This is a genomic window from Massilia sp. ZL223 (assembly GCF_018119395.1).
Classification (GTDB): domain Bacteria; phylum Pseudomonadota; class Gammaproteobacteria; order Burkholderiales; family Burkholderiaceae_D; genus Telluria.
Genome location: NZ_JAGPWD010000018.1, coordinates 64,626 through 80,830, shown reverse-complemented (window position 1 = coordinate 80,830; position 16,205 = coordinate 64,626). Strand labels below are relative to the sequence as shown.

At 65.6% G+C, this 16,205-nt stretch carries 10 protein-coding genes; 4 read left to right on the top strand and 6 right to left on the bottom strand.

The window, feature by feature from the left end:
* Positions 1-2: 2 nt before the first annotated feature.
* From KBW95_RS13015 to KBW95_RS13005, 3 genes are read left to right on the top strand one after another with little or no spacing between them, the layout of a single operon-like run.
* The gene (locus KBW95_RS13015; protein ID WP_211528432.1) at positions 3-1,016 is read left to right on the top strand and encodes a porin; all 1,014 of its coding nucleotides are present in this window, start codon (positions 3-5) and stop codon (positions 1,014-1,016) included.
* Between the two features lie 32 nt (positions 1,017-1,048).
* Positions 1,049-3,103 (top strand): serine/threonine protein kinase, encoded by a 2,055-nt coding sequence (locus KBW95_RS13010; protein WP_373888795.1) that lies wholly within the window; start codon positions 1,049-1,051, stop codon positions 3,101-3,103.
* 20 nt (positions 3,104-3,123) lie between these two features.
* The gene (locus tag KBW95_RS13005) at positions 3,124-3,660 is read left to right on the top strand and encodes a DNA/RNA non-specific endonuclease (protein ID WP_211528430.1); all 537 of its coding nucleotides are present in this window, start codon (positions 3,124-3,126) and stop codon (positions 3,658-3,660) included.
* Between the two features lie 201 nt (positions 3,661-3,861).
* Here the strand turns inward: KBW95_RS13005 and KBW95_RS13000 are convergent, their stop codons facing one another.
* The 3 genes from KBW95_RS13000 to KBW95_RS12990 all read right to left on the bottom strand — a co-directional run bounded on the left by KBW95_RS13000 (position 3,862) and on the right by KBW95_RS12990 (position 10,773).
* Positions 3,862-6,066, bottom strand: coding sequence for an OsmC domain/YcaO domain-containing protein (locus tag KBW95_RS13000; RefSeq protein WP_211528429.1), 2,205 nt, complete (start codon positions 6,064-6,066; stop codon positions 3,862-3,864).
* Positions 6,067-6,242: 176 nt separating this feature from the next.
* Positions 6,243-8,855: a family 20 glycosylhydrolase gene (locus KBW95_RS12995; RefSeq protein ID WP_373888794.1), complete on the bottom strand. Its 2,613-nt coding sequence runs from the start codon at positions 8,853-8,855 to the stop codon at positions 6,243-6,245.
* A 16-nt stretch (positions 8,856-8,871) separates the two neighbouring features.
* The gene (locus KBW95_RS12990) at positions 8,872-10,773 is read right to left on the bottom strand and encodes an MFS transporter (protein WP_211528428.1); all 1,902 of its coding nucleotides are present in this window, start codon (positions 10,771-10,773) and stop codon (positions 8,872-8,874) included.
* Positions 10,774-11,128: 355 nt separating this feature from the next.
* On the opposite strand from KBW95_RS12990, the gene ftsZ reads away from it, so the two are divergent.
* Complete coding sequence (ftsZ, locus tag KBW95_RS12985; protein WP_373888793.1) at positions 11,129-12,205, top strand: cell division protein FtsZ; 1,077 nt, start codon at positions 11,129-11,131, stop codon at positions 12,203-12,205.
* On the opposite strand, the gene KBW95_RS12980 is transcribed toward ftsZ, so the two are convergent.
* From KBW95_RS12980 to guaB, 3 genes are all read right to left on the bottom strand, one after another.
* Positions 12,196-12,777: a hypothetical protein gene (locus KBW95_RS12980; RefSeq protein WP_229429725.1), complete on the bottom strand. Its 582-nt coding sequence runs from the start codon at positions 12,775-12,777 to the stop codon at positions 12,196-12,198. The genes ftsZ and KBW95_RS12980 overlap by 10 nt on opposite strands.
* Before the next feature lie 103 nt (positions 12,778-12,880).
* Positions 12,881-14,491, bottom strand: a complete 1,611-nt coding sequence (guaA, locus tag KBW95_RS12975; protein WP_211525041.1) for a glutamine-hydrolyzing GMP synthase — start codon at positions 14,489-14,491, stop codon at positions 12,881-12,883.
* A 124-nt stretch (positions 14,492-14,615) separates the two neighbouring features.
* A complete protein-coding gene (gene guaB / locus KBW95_RS12970; RefSeq protein WP_211525040.1) occupies positions 14,616-16,076 on the bottom strand; it encodes an IMP dehydrogenase in 1,461 nt (486 codons plus the stop codon).
* Positions 16,077-16,205 lie beyond the last annotated feature (129 nt).

Genomic DNA, 16,205 nt, shown 5'->3' with positions numbered 1-16,205 from the left:
TCATGATGCACACACTCAGGTTTCGGCGCTGCGTGGTCCCAGGCCTGCTCGCCCTCGTCTCGATGGGTGCCCACGCGCAGGCGGACTACGCCTTCAATGGCGTGCTGGACTTCTCGTATGGGCGTTTCGAGCCGAGTGGAGCCATCCGGGAACACCGCTTCAACAGCAATTCGCTGAGCGCGAGTTTCGTCGGCGTAACGGCCAAGTATGGGCTGGAGAACGGCTGGACGCCCGGCGTGACGCTCGAAACCTTCTTGCGCTTCCAGGACCTGAGCACCGGGCGCAACCGCAACGATCCCCACCTGTCACGCAACGCCTTCCTCTTCTTGACGAACAACAAATACGGCACGCTGCGGGTCGGACGCCTGCAGACCTTCCTGTTCGATACCACCGCGCGCTTCAACGCCCTCGGCAACTCGCCGGTGTTCTCTCCCGCGATCCGCCATATCTTCGGCTCCGGCAACCTGGAGGGCGTGCAGGGCGACTTCTACTGGAACCGGGCCGTCAGCTACAGCACTCCCAGCCTCGGCGGCGTCACCGGCAACCTGATGTACAGCCAGGGCCCGAGCGAAGCGCGCGGCGACCGCTCCGCGGTCAGCGTGATCCTGTCGCGGGGACTGTTCGGCGCCACGCTCTCGGCCCAGCGGGTGCACCGCAACGACGGCATCGCCGATCCGGTCATCGAGAATACCTGGCAGGCCGGCGCATCCTACAACTTCGGGACCGTCAAGGTCTTCGGCCTGCATACCCAGACCCGCGACCGCGGGCTCGACGTGCGCAGCAAGCTGAATACAGCCGGCGTGACGGTCGCCATCGGACCGGGCACGCTGCAGACGCAGGTCGGACGCGCCAAGGCGGTCGGCCCGGCGGTCGACCGCAAGCATACTTCGGTCAGTGCGGCCTATGTCTACCCGTACGACAGCAGGACCGATATCTACGTGGCCGGCATGGACGACCGGGTGCGGGGCCAGACCAAGGGCATCTCCGCCGCCGCCGGCGTGCGCTTCCGGTTTTGAACCTGGCAGGCCTTGCGCTGGGTGTGCCCGACGTGACCGATCCCAAGAAAACAGCGGCCGACACCCATGCGCCCACCAGGCCCAATCCCGACGCCGGCGAGGGCCCCTCGGCAACCGGGCAGGAATGGGACGAGCGCGCCCTGCCCCTCGGCAGCCGGGTCGGCGAATTCGAGATTACCGGCATCATAGGCAAGGGAGGCTTCGGCATCGTCTACCTGGCCTGGGACCACTCGCTGGAACGGGTCGTGGCGCTCAAGGAATACATGCCGACCTCCTTCGCCTCGCGCAGGAACCGGACCGAGGTCAGCCCGCTGTCGGAGCGGCATCGCGAAACCTTCCAGGTGGGCCTGAACAGTTTCGTCAACGAGGCGAGGCTGCTGGCGCGCTTCCATAGTCCTTCGCTGGTCGAGGTCTACCGGTTTTGGGAATCCAACGGGACGGCCTATATGGCCATGCCGTACTACCGGGGACGGACGCTCGGGGAAACCGTCAGGTCGCTGCCCGGACCGCCGAGCGAAACCTGGCTCAAGGATCTCTTGATGCCGCTGACGGATGCGCTCCTGGTCCTGCACGCAGTGCAGTGTTATCACCGCGACGTGGCGCCGGACAACATCCTGATCCTGAGCGACTCCGGCGCCCCTATCCTGCTCGACTTCGGCGCCGCCCGCCGCGTGATCGCGGGCCAGGCGCACGCGCTGACCGTCATCCTGAAAGGCGGCTACGCACCGATCGAGCAATACGGCGAGTTCCCGGGCATGCAGCAAGGGCCGTGGACCGATGTCTATGCGCTCGCCTCGGTGGTGTACTGGGCAATCACCGGCGAGACCCCGCCGCAGGCAACGGGCCGCATGATCCGCGACAGCTACGTTCCGCTTGCGGAGCGTGCGCCGCCCGACTACAGCCAGGGCTTCATCGCCGCGATCGACCGGGCGCTGGCCGTGATGCCGGACGCCCGGACGGCATCGATCGAGGTCTTCCGTCGCGAACTCGGGCTGCTACCGGCCACCGAACGCAGGCCGCCACCTACGAAGTGGTCGGACGACGAGGCCACCGTGGTGGTGGCGAAACCCGGCCAGCGCGAGATGCAGGTGCCCGCGATGACGGCGGACATGCCCCTCCCGCATGCGCCCGCTGCCGGTTCCGGCGAGCTGACCAGGCTCGCGCCCGAGCCAGCCCGCCGGCGCTCGTTGCCCATGGCGGCCATCCTCGGCGCCGCGGCGCTCGTGGTCGCCGCCGGGGCCGGAATCTGGCTGTTCAAGGAAGGAAAGGATGCACCACCGGCCGCAGCGCCGACCGTACATGCGGACACCACCCCGCCTTCGCCCGTGCCGGCAGCTCCTGCGCCTGCGCCTGTGGAAACAAGGCCGGCATCCGTTCCCCAGAGCGCCGCCGAAGCACTCGACCTGATCCTGGCGAGGAAAGCCGCCGGCATCGGCGTCGAGGTCGACCCGGCCAGGTCAAGGCTGCAAGCCGGCAGGGCTGCCCAGTCGCTCAGGTATACCGCGAGCCAGCCGGGCCACCTCTATCTCATTGGCCTGCGTTCCAGCCCGGATGAAGCGCTCGAGATCATCTCGCCCCGTCCAGGGACAGCGCCTGTCCGAGCCGGGAAGAACGGCAAACTGGACCTTCCGGGCGGCGCCCTGACGCCCGGGACATGGAAGTTCGTGCTCGTTGTGGCGCGCGAGGCCATCGACCTGCGGGCCTATGGATGGGTTGTCGAGGACAATGCCTGGAAACGCCGCTTCGGAACGGGTCCGGCGTCCGATCCCCCCGCACTCCCATGGGAACTGCCGGCATGTGCGCCGACGGACCCGCCATGCGAAGCGTCCTACGGAGCCGCCGCCTTCGGGATGGACGTCGCCGCACCGCCGGCTGCCGAGACCAAGCCTGCCGCCGCCGAGAGGGCAAAGCCTGGCCGCAAGACTGAGGAGCCAGCGCGGGCGACGCACTCGGAGACGGCCCGCGCCAAACCGGAGGCCGGCAGCAAGGCGGTCGATCCGGAATGCGAGAAAATCCTGGTGCGCCTATCGCTCGGTGAATCGGACCCGCAACTGATCGATCGGATGAAGACCTTGAAGTGCAACTAAGGGCCCAGCAGGAGAAATGCATGGACAGGCATACCGCAGCCAATTATCCCTTGCTTCCAACGATTACCAGGCACGCTTCCGTGCACTCACTCGAAGCCGCCGCCGTTCCCTACCTGATCGAGACCTGGCTGGACGTCTATTGGGGCCGCGTACAGTCGAGCGATGTGGTCGAGACCGGACAGGCCGGGTGCCACTATCTGTTCGATGTCGCGCACGGGCGCCTGATTGCCGCGTGGGCGACCAGTACCGGACAGCATCACGACAAGCGCGATGCGGCACGCATGCGCAGCCATCCGCTGGGCTTCGGCAAGCGCTATCACCGCGGCCATGCGATTCCCCACTCGGGAGGCGGGCCCACCGACATCAACCTCGTTCCCCAGCTCGGATCGTTGAATGTCGGCCACTTCCGTGCTCTGGAGCGGCAATTCGTTGCGCAGCCCGGCTCCTTGTACTTCACCCACTGGCTCTATGAGGACCTGAGCCAGAAGCCGGCAGCGGTGGAACAAGGCCTGCTGGTGGCGGGTCACGCGCCGGACGTCATGGTCTTTCGCAACTGAGCTGGTGCTCGGCGGCCGTGGTATCACTCAGCGGGTATCGATGCTGGCCCCGGCCCTCGCCTTCCCTAGCGGTCGAAGGCCGCGAGGCGGATCGGCGGCTCGGTTTCGTGGTGAACACGCAAAAAGGCCCGTTACTGATTTCAGTAACGGGCCGACTGGCGTTCAAGGTCGGCGGCTTGCTATCGTGTTTTCACTGCCTGGTCAGCGCGACGTGGATGCGAACTTCGCCCGCACCGCGTGCAGTTTCCGGTAGCTGTCGATCAGGCGATGGTGCCGGTCGAGGCCTTCCAGCTTCATGCTGGTCGGGGTCAAGCCGTGGAAGCGCACGCTGCCGTCCACCGAGCCCAGTACCGCATCCATGCGCGGATTGCCGTACATGCGGCGGAAATTGACCACGTAGTCGTCCAGTTCCAGTTCGTCATCGAGCACGACCGACAGCACCGCGTCCATCGCCTGGTAGAACAGGCGGCGCTCGACGGTATTGTCGTTGTACTGGAGGAAGGCGCCGACCAGCTCGTGGGCCGCCTCGAACTCCCGCAGGGCGAGGTTGATCAGCAATTTCAGCTCGAGCACCGTCAGCTGGCCCCAATCGGTGTTTTCGTCGAACTCGATGCCGATCAGGGTCGCGATGTCGGAATACTCGTCCAGCTCATTGTTTTCCAGGCGATCGAGCAGCGCCGCCAGGCTGTCCTCATCCAGGCGATGCAGATTGAGGATGTCTTCGCGGAACAACAGCGACTTGTTGGTGTTATCCCAGACCAGGTCTTCCACCGGATAGATTTCGGAATACCCCGGCACCAGGATCCGGCAGGCGACCGAACCGAGCTGGTCATACTCCGCCATGTAGACCTGCTTGCCCATGTCTTCGAGAATGCCGAGCAGGGTCGCGGCTTCCTCGGCATTGGAATTCTTGCCCTCCGCGGTGAAATCCCACTCGACGAACTCGGCATCCGCCTTGGCGCTGAAGAAGCGCCACGACACCACGCCGCTCGAATCTATAAAGTGCTCGACGAAATTATTCGGCTCGGTCACGGCATGGCTGGCGAAGGTGGGCGGCGGCAGGTCGTTCAAGCCTTCGAAACTACGTCCCTGCAGCAATTCGGTCAGGCTCCGTTCCAGCGCCACTTCGAAACTCGGGTGCGCGCCGAACGAGGCGAAGACACCGCCGGTGCGCGGGTTCATCAGGGTGACGCACATCACCGGATAGGTCCCGCCCAGCGAGGCGTCCTTGACCAGTACCGGGAAGCCCTGCTCTTCCAGCCCCTTGATGCCGGCCACGATGCGCGGGTACTTGTCCAGCACTTCCTGCGGCACGTCCGGCAAGGCCAGCTCGCCTTCCAGGATCTCGCGCTTGACCGCGCGCTCGAATATCTCCGACAAGCACTGTACCTGTGCCTCGGCCAGCGTATTACCGGCACTCATGCCGTTACTGGCGTACAGGTTTTCGACCAGGTTGGACGGGAAATACACCACCTCGCCATCCGAATGGCGCACGAAGGGCAGCGAAACGATGCCGCGCTCCACATTGCCGGAGTTGGTGTCGATCAGGTGCGAGGCGCGCAATTCACCATCTGGATCATAGATCTCCACGCAATACTCGTCGAGAATCCCCGCCGGCAGCGCATCGTCGGGGCCGGGCTGGAACCAGCGCTCGTTCGGGTAATGGACAAAGTCCGCATTGGCGATGTCCTCGCCCCAGTAGGCGCCGGCATAGAAGTGGTTGCAATTCAGGCGTTCGATGTACTCGCCCAGGGCCGATGCCAGCGCGCTTTCCTTGGTCGATCCCTTGCCGTTGGTGAAGCACATCGGCGAGTGCGCATCGCGGATATGCAGCGACCACACGTTGGGAACGATATTGCGCCACGAAGCGATCTCGATCTTGATGCCCCAGCTTGCCAGCATGCTGGACATGTTGGCGATGGTCTGTTCCAGCGGCAGGTCCTTGCCGGGAATATAGGTGCGCGATTCGGCGCCCGGCTGCAAGCTCAGCAAGGCCTGGGCATCCGCGTCCAGGTTGTCCACCTCTTCGATGACGAACTCGGGTCCTTCCTGCACCACTTTCTTCACGGTGCAGCGCTCGATCGAGCGCAGGATGCCCTGGCGGTCCTTGTCGGAGATATCCGTTGGCAGCTCGACCTGGATCTTGAAGATCTGCTTGTAGCGGTTTTCCGGGTCGACGATGTTGTTTTGCGAGAGGCGGATATTTTCCGTCGGGATATCGCGCGTATTGCAGTACAACTTCACGAAGTAAGCCGCGCACAAGGCCGACGAAGCCAGGAAATAATCGAAGGGACCGGGCGCCGAACCGTCGCCTTTGTAGCGAATAGGCTGGTCGGCAATGACCGTGAAGTCGTCGAATTTGGCTTCAAGACGCAGCTTGTCGAGGAAGTTGACCTTAATTTCCATGGGGAATCCCGAATCTATATTCAAAATATAAAGCCCTGTCGGAACAGGGCTCTATGTGTGCATCAGTTACAGCTAGAACTATCTAGGCGGGGGCGTTAGGCGCCGATCCGGTGACGAACGGAGGAACTGACGATTGCATATGGTGCGCGCGCACGATGCCGCGCGCCAGCACTGTATCACGGACTGGCCCTTCGATGGCGGCAATCGCCTTCCTGCTGTGGTGCAAACGAGAACGCCTCTAAGCGAGATTCGATGCTGGCGACCGGCCCTCTCCTGCCGGTCCGATCGAAGGCCGCGACGCGGATCGTGCCGCGCTCCGCGATCGGCCCCGTCACCGGCGTGCTCGCCGCGGTCGGCTCGCTGCCGTCGCTGGTATAGCGCAGCATCATCCCCGGCAACACGTGGTTCGCGAGGACCTTGCCGCTGTCGAGCACCAACCCCGGTGGAGCAATGCGGTAAGCCAGAACGCCCCCTTCCAGGTCGAGACGCGGCAGTACCCGCTGGCCAAGTGCGTTGACGAAGCCCGACCATGCGCTGCGGTGCAGGACCGCCGCCTTGACCGGATCGGCGGCGCCAGCCCATTCCGGATCGGCCGCCCAGGCACGCTCGGCCAGGGCCGCAAGGCGCGGCATCACCAGGTAATCGATGCGGGCGGGATCGCGCGCCGTCTCCGAGAACAGGTTGGCCTGGATGCCGCGCACACGGCGCTTGCCGTAGTCGGTCAGGCGGTCCTTCCCGACCCGTGCAGCCTCCGGCGCATCCTTCATGATGTCGAAGGGGATGAAGTCGTACACCGTGTCCAGTTCGACGTAGCCGCCCCAGTTGACGCCGTGCTCTTCGGGGTTGGCATTGCGCGCCATGTCGAAGTACATGCGGGTCACCGGCGTGAGCACGATGTCGTAGCCGGCGTTGGCCAGGCGGTAGGCCAGGTCTTCGGCGCCCACCGTGTTGTTCCATACGTAGGCGATGAAACCGTTGCGGGTAAAGCGGGGATTCGGGATCAGCTTCGATCCGCCATCGAGGGTCGTCTTGCGCGCGGCCAGTTCTTCCCAGCCCGAAGTGACCATGCCATGCTTGCGCACGATGGCGTCGACGCGATCATAAAAGTAGTCCCAGAGGTCGGCGCTGGTCTCGAGCCCGTGCCTGCGCATCATGGCATGGCTGGCGGGCGACTGTTCCCAGGCCCCGTTGGCCAGCTCGTCGCCGCCCATGTGGATGGTCTTCAAGGGCGCGCCGGCCTCGCGGTGCAGGGCCGCGATCTCCTTCACCACGCGCTCGATAAAGGTGTAGCTGGACTCGAGGCCCGGGTTGATCACATTGTCGTTGAACAGCTGGGCCGACACATACTCGGAGCGGTCATCCAGGTCGTTGAGCAGGTAGCGCGCGGCGTCGCGGCTGCCGGCCGCCTTCAGGCGTCGATAGCGCGCCTCCATCGCCTGCACGGCGGCGCGCGCGTGGCCCGGCATCTCGATCTCGGGAATCACCTCGATGTGGCGCGCCTGCGCATAGCGCACGATTTCCATGTAGTCCTCGCGGGTGTAATGGCCGCTGCCGTGGGGGTCGCGCGGATCGGGGCCGGAGCCATAGGCAGGATCCAGGCGCACGCCGGGCTTGGCGCTGTGGCCGCGCACGGCGCCGATCGTGGTCAGTTCCGGCAGGCCTGCGATCTCGATGCGCCAGCCCTCGTCGTCGGTCAGGTGGAAATGGAATTTGTTCAGCTTGAAGCGCGCCATCAGGTCGAGCCACTTGAACACCGTTTCCTTGCCGTGGAAATTGCGCGCCACGTCCAGCATGAAGCCCCGGTAGCCGAAGCGCGGTGCGTCGACGATCGTCAGCTCGGGCAAGTCCGGCGCCACGGCGCCGGGCAGCGGCATCAGGTCGCGCAGGGTCTGCAACCCGTAAGCAACGCCGGCTGCGCTGTTGCCGACGATGTCGATGCCGCCCGAGGTGCTGATCGCCAGGCGGTAGGCCTCGAGCGAGGCCTGGCCTTCGACCGCTCCCACGCGCAGGCGCAGCTGCGGCCCACCGCCGGCAGCCAGCGTCGCAGGGAACAGCGAGCGCGCCAGCGCGGCCTCGCTGGCCAGCGCCGCCGAGGCGTTGATGGTGGGACGGCCCGCCAATGGCAGCCGGCCGGCGCCGGGCTCCAGGCGCAGTGGCGTCGGCAGGACTGGCGGCAGCTTGGCCGCCGGCAGCAGCTCGGCACGCGCATTGCGCCAGTAAGTGTCTTCCGGCGTCACCTCCGAATGCGGGCTGCCGGTCTTGCCGCGCTGGGCAGGCTCGGTCAACGTGGCGACCGTGTACGGTAGCGGTACGCCGGCATCCGGCACGGCGTCGTACACGAGGTAGGGTCCGCTCGGCGATCGCGACGGCATGAACACCGCATCGCGGTGGCGGTAGGCGAATTCCAGGGTCTGTCCCGGCGCCAGGCCCTTGAACTCCGCGGCAGGGCGCAGGCGGAACAGGCCGCCGGCCACCTGCTCCAGCACCAGCCCGTTCGACCGGACGCCGACCGGCATGCGGTCGATGCCGGTGAAGTACAGCGACCAGCCGGCCGCCGGAAGGGGCTGGCGGTCGCTATTGGTGAGGATGAAGCGCGCCGGGCTGCCGCCCTGCGGCAGTTGCTGGTCCGCCGGCTTGCGTTGCATTTCCCAGCGCAGTTGCATGCGGGCGCCGTTGGCCGGGGATACGACAGCCGGGACGGCCGGTTCCGCCAGGTCAGCCAAAGCCGCCGGCGCTGCCAGCAAGGCCAGCGCGATCGCAGCGCCACCAGTCCACATCTTCTTGCTCACGTGTTTCCCCCTGCCTTTACTCTGCCACCTGCCGCCCCACCGGACCACCCGAGCGGGCGAACAAGCGCTCGATCTCTTCCAAGGACTTGCCCTTGGTCTCGGGCAGGAAGAAGGCCGCCGTAATGAAATACACGGCGGTGCATCCGGCCCAGAACAGGAACATCATGTGGAAGCCGTAGTTGCCGACAATCGGCAGGAAGGCGCCGGCGATCAAGGTGCCGGTGCCCTGGTTGATCAGGAGCGCCACGCCCATCCCGACCGAACGGATTCGTGTCGGCATCAGTTCGGACAGCGCCAGCCAGACGCACACGCCCGGACCGATCGAATACGCGGCGATAAAGCCGGCGATGCAGAGCGCCGCCAGCAGGCCGCTGTCCTTGTCCGGGATCGGTCCGACGCTGGCGCGCACGATCTCGAGCGGGGCGCCATTGTCGGAGCGGATGGCGATGCGCTGGGCCATGTGGACGCGGCGGGCGGCGTCGATGGCCGCGCGCGCTTCCGGCGCCAGGCTTGCGATCAGCTGCTGCGCAGCTTCCGGCACCTCCTCGGCGCGCCCGCTCCACGCGGCCTGCGCCTGGGCCAGCAGCGCACGCTGATCGTCCGGCAGCGTGCGCACCAGCGCCTGCTCGCGCGCCAGCACGGCCTGCGCCTCTGGCGTCGGGGTGTAGGCTTCGGCCACCTGCTCCTTGTCGCCGTACTGGTACAGGACAGTCAGTTGCACCGGCCCGGCTGCGGACTGGGCGAAGCGGGCATCCAGCAGATTCAGGTCGAGCGCATTGCCGCGGACCAGCGCTGCCACCTCGGTGCGCACGTCGACGCGCTGCGATTCGAAGCGGTGGAACAGCAGCGCAAGCAGGCAGAGCGAAACCATGATGCCGGCGGTGCCGATCTTCAGCAGGAACACCCTGCCCTTGCGCTCGACCAGCATGATGGCGGCGACCGTCATCACCGAATTCAGAATCTTGATCGCCGTGCCATAGCTGGCCGTGCTCACCGGATCGAGCCCGGCGTGCTGCAGGATGGTCGACATGAATTGCAGCACCGAGTTGATGCCGGTGACCTGGGTGCAGCCCAGGATCACGCAGGCCAGCACGAAGGGCAGCACATAGCGCCGCTCGGTCAGCATCTCCGCCAGCGCCGCTCCGCGGCTCAGCTTGGGACGCGCCCTCTCCTCGGCCAGCGCGGCGCCGATCTCGGCTACCTCGGCTTCGCATTGCGCCGCCGGGCGCAGGCGCGCCAGCACGCCCGCGGCTTGCTCGGCACGTCCCTTGCGCATCAGCCAGCGCGGCGATTCGCTCACGAACAGGCAACCGAGCAGGAACAAGGCGCCCGGATACAGCACCGTCAGGAACATGCCGCGCCAGGCGGTGTCGGCCGCGGCGGTGCTTGCTGCGGTATCGCTGCCGGCGGCCTGGATCGCCAGTTCGGCGTTGCTCAGGTAATAGTTGCCGATGAAGGCGGCCAGCACGATGCCGACCGTGAGCGCGAACTGGAACAAGGCAGTGCCGCGTCCGCGGAGGTTGGCGGGCAGGCATTCGGCCAGGTAAAGCGGCACCACGACGGCGATCACCCCGCCGCTCAGGCCCTGCAGCAGGCGCCCCAGCAGCAAGGGGACGAAGGACTGCGACAGGTAGATCACGGCGACGCTGCCGACGAACAGCAGCGCACTGACGATCATCATCGGCCGGCGGCCCAGCCAGTCGGCCAGCATGCCAGCCACGACCGAGCCAAGGATCGAACCGGCCATCACGGCCGCCACTACGAGCGACAACTGTCCTTCGGTGAGACTTGTGGCGCGGTGCAGGTAGGGTAAGGCGGGATCGATGATGCCGATATCGATCCCGTACAGGAGTCCGCCCAGGCCGCAGATCGCGGTCAGGAACAGCAGGTGGATGCGTTGCTGGTTGTGTGTCGACATTGCTCGTCTCGGAAGCGCAGGTTGGCCGTCATCTGGGCCGGGATGATCGGCTCGTATCTTAATCGCAATAGTCAGCCTGGAGACGGTTTTGCCTTTCCGGAGGCGCAGTTTCGTGGAGGGCGCGCAAACGGCCCTCACCTGTCCTCATGAAATCGATCATCGGCAGTGGTAGGACAAGGATTCCTGGCGCCTGCACGAACTATTACAAATGCTTGCGTTTGAAACGATTTCTCACTTTCTCGTGCGCGGCCTTGCCTTTAGTCTTATGGGCTCGACAGTTGCCGGCGCTTGTTGCGGCTGGAATGCGGCCACGGCGCCGCACGCCGGCAGTCATCTTTTCCAAACGGAGTGTTCCTTGTCCGAATCAATATTTTCCCAACCGACAACGGTCATCAAGGTGATCGGTGTGGGCGGCGCAGGCGGCAATGCCGTCAGCCACATGGCGTCGGCTGGACTGGCCGACTTCGAATTCATCTGCGCCAACACCGATGCCCAGGCGCTGTCGAACACCAAGACCGAAAAGCGCATCCAGCTCGGCGAGGGCGGCCTTGGCGCCGGCAGCGATCCGGTCGTCGGACGCGAAAGCGCGCTGCGCGAGCGCGCCGCCATCGCCGATGCGCTCAAGGGCGCCGACATGGTCTTCCTCACCGCCGGCATGGGCGGCGGCACCGGTACCGGTGCGGCGCCGGTGGTCGCCGAAGTGGCGCGCGAGCTCGGCATCCTGACCGTCGGCATCGTGTCGAAACCCTTCGAGTTCGAAGGACCGCGGCGCATGCGCGTTGCCGAAGAAGGCATCGCGGCCCTGGCGCGCTGCGTGGATTCGCTGGTCATCGTCCTCAACAGCCGTCTCGAGGAAGTGCTGGGCGAAGACATCACGCAAAAGCGCGCGTTCGCCGCCGCCGACGAGGTATTGAGCAAGGCGGTCACCGGCATCGCGGAAATCATCACCGTGCCCGGCATGGTCAACGTCGATTTCGAGGACGTGCGCACCGTGACGCGCCAGACCGGCATGGCGATGATGGGGTCGGCCCAGCACGCCGGCGAGGACCGCGCGGTCAAGGCGGCCGAGGAGGCGATCGCCTGTCCGCTGCTCGACGGCTCCAACCTGCGCGCCGCGCGCGGGGTCCTGGTCAACATCGCCGCTTCCGAAGAGACCCTCCGGCTGCGCGAAACCAAGCTGGTGATGAACACGATCTGCGCACAGACCAGCGACGAGGCCATCATCAAGTTCGGCGCGGTGTTCGACGACAGCCTGGGCGACGCCATGCGCGTCACGGTGGTGGCCACCGGCCTGAACCGCCCCAGCGACTTTGGCGTCGGAAGGCGAACGCCGGGGACGCGCGCCGCGGCGCACGTGCAGCCCATCCTGCGCCAGGGTGGCGCTGCGGGCTTGCTCAGGCCAGCGCCGGCCCAAGCTCCGCCTCAGGGCTGAGCGCCAAGGTCCTGCTTTGCAGCGAGCACGCGTGCGAGGGCCGTCTCGGGGTCCAGGCCGGCCATCATCTGGTTGATGATCTCCTGCTTGTCCTCGGCGTTCAAGCTTTCGCAGGCGGACCGGTGCGAGCAGAAGTAAGCGTACCAGGCCACGTCCGCCGGCCGTTCCTTGCGCGGCTTGAACCGGGCCGGCACCCTGGCGCGCATTGTATCCACGTAGGCTGCCAGTTGCGTATCGGCCGCGCTCCAATCGAAGCCGGCGACGGCGCGCCGGTCGGCTTCCCAGTCGCCCTGGTAGCCAAGCCGGGGCCGCAGTATCTCCTTGCTCACCGCAAGGCATGCCAGATTGGGATAGCCGTGCTGGGCGCAGAAGGCTTCCACGAACAGCAGCTTGGGGCCGATGCCCACCGTTACCGCGCGGCCGAGGACCTCGTCCTTCGGATGCAGGGAACGCGCCAGCGTAAGCAGGTCGCCGTAGGTGATCGGCATGCCGCGCAGGGCGGCCGCCTGACGAACCAGGGCTTCGGCCAGGCGCGCGCCTATCTCGATGTCGTTGAAGGTGAAGGGAATCATATGGCGAACTCCGCGGCACATAAAAACGCCGCCGACCGTTCGCGGAGAACGATCGGCGGCTTGCCTGATTTTCTGTACAAATCAGTTAGCTGTTTTACTCAAGTCATTCCCACTCGATCGTCGCCGGCGGCTTGCCCGAAATGTCGTACACCACGCGGTTGATGCCGCGCACTTCATTGATGATACGGTTCGACACCTTGCCCAGCAGCGAGTGCGGCAGGTGCGCCCACTGCGCCGTCATGAAGTCCAGGGTCTGCACCGCGCGCAGCGCCACCACGTATTCGTAGGTACGGCCGTCGCCCATCACGCCCACCGACTTCACCGGCAGGAACACGGCGAAGGCCTGGCTGGTCGCTTCATACCAGTTCACCGGCGCCTTGCCCGCGTCGATACCCGGCACGTGCGGCACTTCGAACGGGGTGTTGCGCAGCTCTTCGATGAAGATGGCATCCGCTTCGCGCAGCAGGTCGGCGAACTCTTTCTTGACTTCGCCCAGGATGCGCACACCCAGGCCCGGACCCGGGAACGGGTGACGGTAGACCATGTCGTGCGGCAGGCCGAGCGCAACGCCCAGCTTGCGCACCTCGTCCTTGAAGAGCTCGCGCAGCGGCTCCAGCAGCTTCAGGTTCAGGGTCTCCGGCAGGCCGCCCACGTTGTGGTGGCTCTTGATGGTCTGGCCCTTCTTGCCCTTGCCAGCCGATTCGATCACGTCCGGATAGATGGTGCCCTGTGCCAGCCAGCGCGCGCTGGTCAGCTGCTTGGCCTGTTCCTGGAACACTTCCACGAACTCGCGGCCGATGATCTTGCGCTTCTGCTCAGGGTCGCTCACGCCGGCCAGGTGGCCCATGAACTGGGCTTCCGCGTCGATGCGCAGCACCTTCACGCCCAGGTTCTTGGCGAACATGTCCATGACCATCTTGCCTTCGTCCTTGCGCAGCAGGCCGTGGTCGACGAACACACAGGTCAGCTGGTCGCCAATGGCGCGGTGGATCAGGGCCGCCGCCACGCTCGAATCGACGCCGCCGGACAGGCCCAGGATCACCTCGTCGGTGCCGACCTGCTCACGGATCTTGGCGACGGCTTCGCCGATGTAGTCCGGCATGTTCCAGTCCGACTTGCAGCCGCAGATCTCGTGCACGAAGCGGCCGATGATGGCCTCGCCCTGCGTGGTGTGAGTCACTTCCGGGTGGAACTGCAGCGCGTAGAAGCGGCGCTCTTCGTCGGCCATGGCGGCGATCGGGCAGCTGTCGGTCGAACCCATCAGCTTGAAGCCCGGCGGCATGTCCAGCACCTTGTCGCCGTGGCTCATCCACACCTTCAGCATGCCGTGGCCTTCGCTTGTCACGAAGTCGTTGATGCCGTTCAGCAGGGCCGTATGGCCGCGGGCGCGCACTTCGGCGTAGCCGAATTCGCGCACCTTGCCGTTCTCGACCTTGCCGCCCAGCTGGGCCGCCATGGTCTGCATGCCGTAGCAGATGCCGAGCACCGGCACGCCGGCCTCGAAGGCGGCCTGCGGCGCGCGCGGCGAGTCGCCTTCCAGGGTGGAGTTATGGCTGCCCGAGAGGATGATGCCCGAGGCGCCGTAGTTGCGCACGAACTCGTCGCTGACGTCGTAGGGGAAGACTTCGGAGAACACGCCGGCATCGCGCACGCGGCGCGCGATCAGCTGGGTAACCTGGGAACCGAAGTCGAGAATGAGGATTTTGGAATGCATGGAATGCGTCTTGTAATAGGAATTCGGTGATACAAAGCCTGCAACGGGATGCAGGCGTCACGCGTGGACGGCACAGCCGTCCACCCTACGAAAAGCGGCGCCACAGCGCCGCCTCGTCAGCCGGTTACTCGGAACGGTAGTTCGGAGCTTCCTTGGTGATCTGCACGTCGTGCACGTGCGATTCGCGCATGCCCGCCGAGGTGATCTCGACGAACTCGGCGCGCTCGCGCAGTTCGTCGATGGTGGCGCAGCCGCAGTAGCCCATCGACTGGCGCACGCCGCCGATCAGCTGGAAGATGATCGCGAGCACGCTGCCCTTGTAAGCGACGCGGCCTTCGATGCCTTCCGGCACGAACTTGTCGGCCTTGGCCGAGGCTTCCTGGAAGTAGCGGTCGGCCGAACCTTCGGCCATCGCGCCCAGGCTTCCCATGCCGCGGTAGGATTTGTAGCTGCGGCCCTGGTACAGGATCACTTCGCCCGGCGCTTCCTCGGTGCCGGCGAACATGCTGCCCATCATGACGGTGTGCGCGCCCGCTGCCAGCGCCTTCGAGATGTCGCCCGAGAAGCGGATGCCGCCGTCGGCGATGCAAGGCACGCCGGTGCCCTTCAGGGCTTCGGCCACATTCGAGATCGCGGTGATCTGCGGCACGCCCACGCCGGCCACGATACGGGTGGTGCAGATCGAGCCAGGGCCGATGCCGACCTTGACCGCATCCGCGCCGTGCTCGACCAGCGCCTTGGCGGCCGCCGCGGTGGCGATGTTGCCGCCGATGACGTCAACGTGCGGATAGCGTTCCTTGATCCATTTCACGCGGTCCAGGATGCCTTGCGAGTGGCCGTGGGCGGTGTCGACCACCAGCACGTCCACGCCAGCCGCGACCAGCAGTTCGATGCGCTCCTCGTCGCGCTGGCCCACGCCCACGGCCGCGCCGACCAGCAGCTTGCCCTGCGAATCCTTCGATGCCAGCGGGTGCTCGTGCGACTTCTGGATGTCCTTCACGGTGATCAGGCCGCGCAGCTCGAAGTTGTCGTTGACCACCAGCACGCGCTCCAGGCGGTGCTTGTTCATCAGGCGCTTGGCTTCGGCGGTGTCCGCGTCCTCCTTGACGGTCACCAGCTTCTCGCGCGGGGTCATCTTGGCGCGCGCTTCCGCTTCCAGGTCCTCTTCGAAACGCAGGTCCCGGTTGGTGATGATGCCCACCACCTGGTTGCCCTCGACCACAGGGAAGCCGCTGATGCCGTGCTGTTGCGACAGCGCCAGCACTTCGCGGATCTTCATGGTCGGCGGGATCGTGATCGGGTCGCGCAGGACGCCTGCCTCGAAACGCTTGACGCGGGCTACTTCGCGGGCCTGGTCGGCCGGGCGCAGGTTCTTGTGGATGATGCCGATACCGCCTTCCTGGGCCATCGCGATCGCGAGACGCGATTCGGTGACGGTGTCCATGGCTGCCGACAGCAACGGAATGTTCAGCGTGATATTCCGGGTCAGCTTGGTGCGGAGGGAGGTTTGGGCCGGAAGAACGTTGGAGTAGGCCGGGACGAGCAGCACGTCATCGAAGGTGAGTGCTTTTTGGAGGAGACGCATAGTATTTCCTATAGGCGCAAAAGTGAATTATACAGAAAGCTGCAAATTTCGTCGCAGGGCAGCCCAAAAATTTCTCTCGACGGTGCGTTTTGGAATTGACATCCTCTTTGCATCATGGCGAAATCGATA

Excerpts from the sequence above, each read along its gene's own strand:
- KBW95_RS13005 (WP_211528430.1), top strand. The coding sequence starts at position 3,124 with ATGGACAGGCATACCGCAGCCAATTATCCCTTGCTTCCAACGATTACC.
- KBW95_RS12980 (WP_229429725.1), bottom strand. The coding sequence starts at position 12,777 with ATGATTCCCTTCACCTTCAACGACATCGAGATAGGCGCGCGCCTGGCC.
- guaB (WP_211525040.1), bottom strand. The coding sequence starts at position 16,076 with ATGCGTCTCCTCCAAAAAGCACTCACCTTCGATGACGTGCTGCTCGTC.
- KBW95_RS12990 (WP_211528428.1), bottom strand. The coding sequence starts at position 10,773 with ATGTCGACACACAACCAGCAACGCATCCACCTGCTGTTCCTGACCGCG.
- KBW95_RS13015 (WP_211528432.1), top strand. The coding sequence starts at position 3 with ATGATGCACACACTCAGGTTTCGGCGCTGCGTGGTCCCAGGCCTGCTC.
- KBW95_RS13000 (WP_211528429.1), bottom strand. The coding sequence starts at position 6,066 with ATGGAAATTAAGGTCAACTTCCTCGACAAGCTGCGTCTTGAAGCCAAA.
- guaA (WP_211525041.1), bottom strand. The coding sequence starts at position 14,491 with ATGCATTCCAAAATCCTCATTCTCGACTTCGGTTCCCAGGTTACCCAG.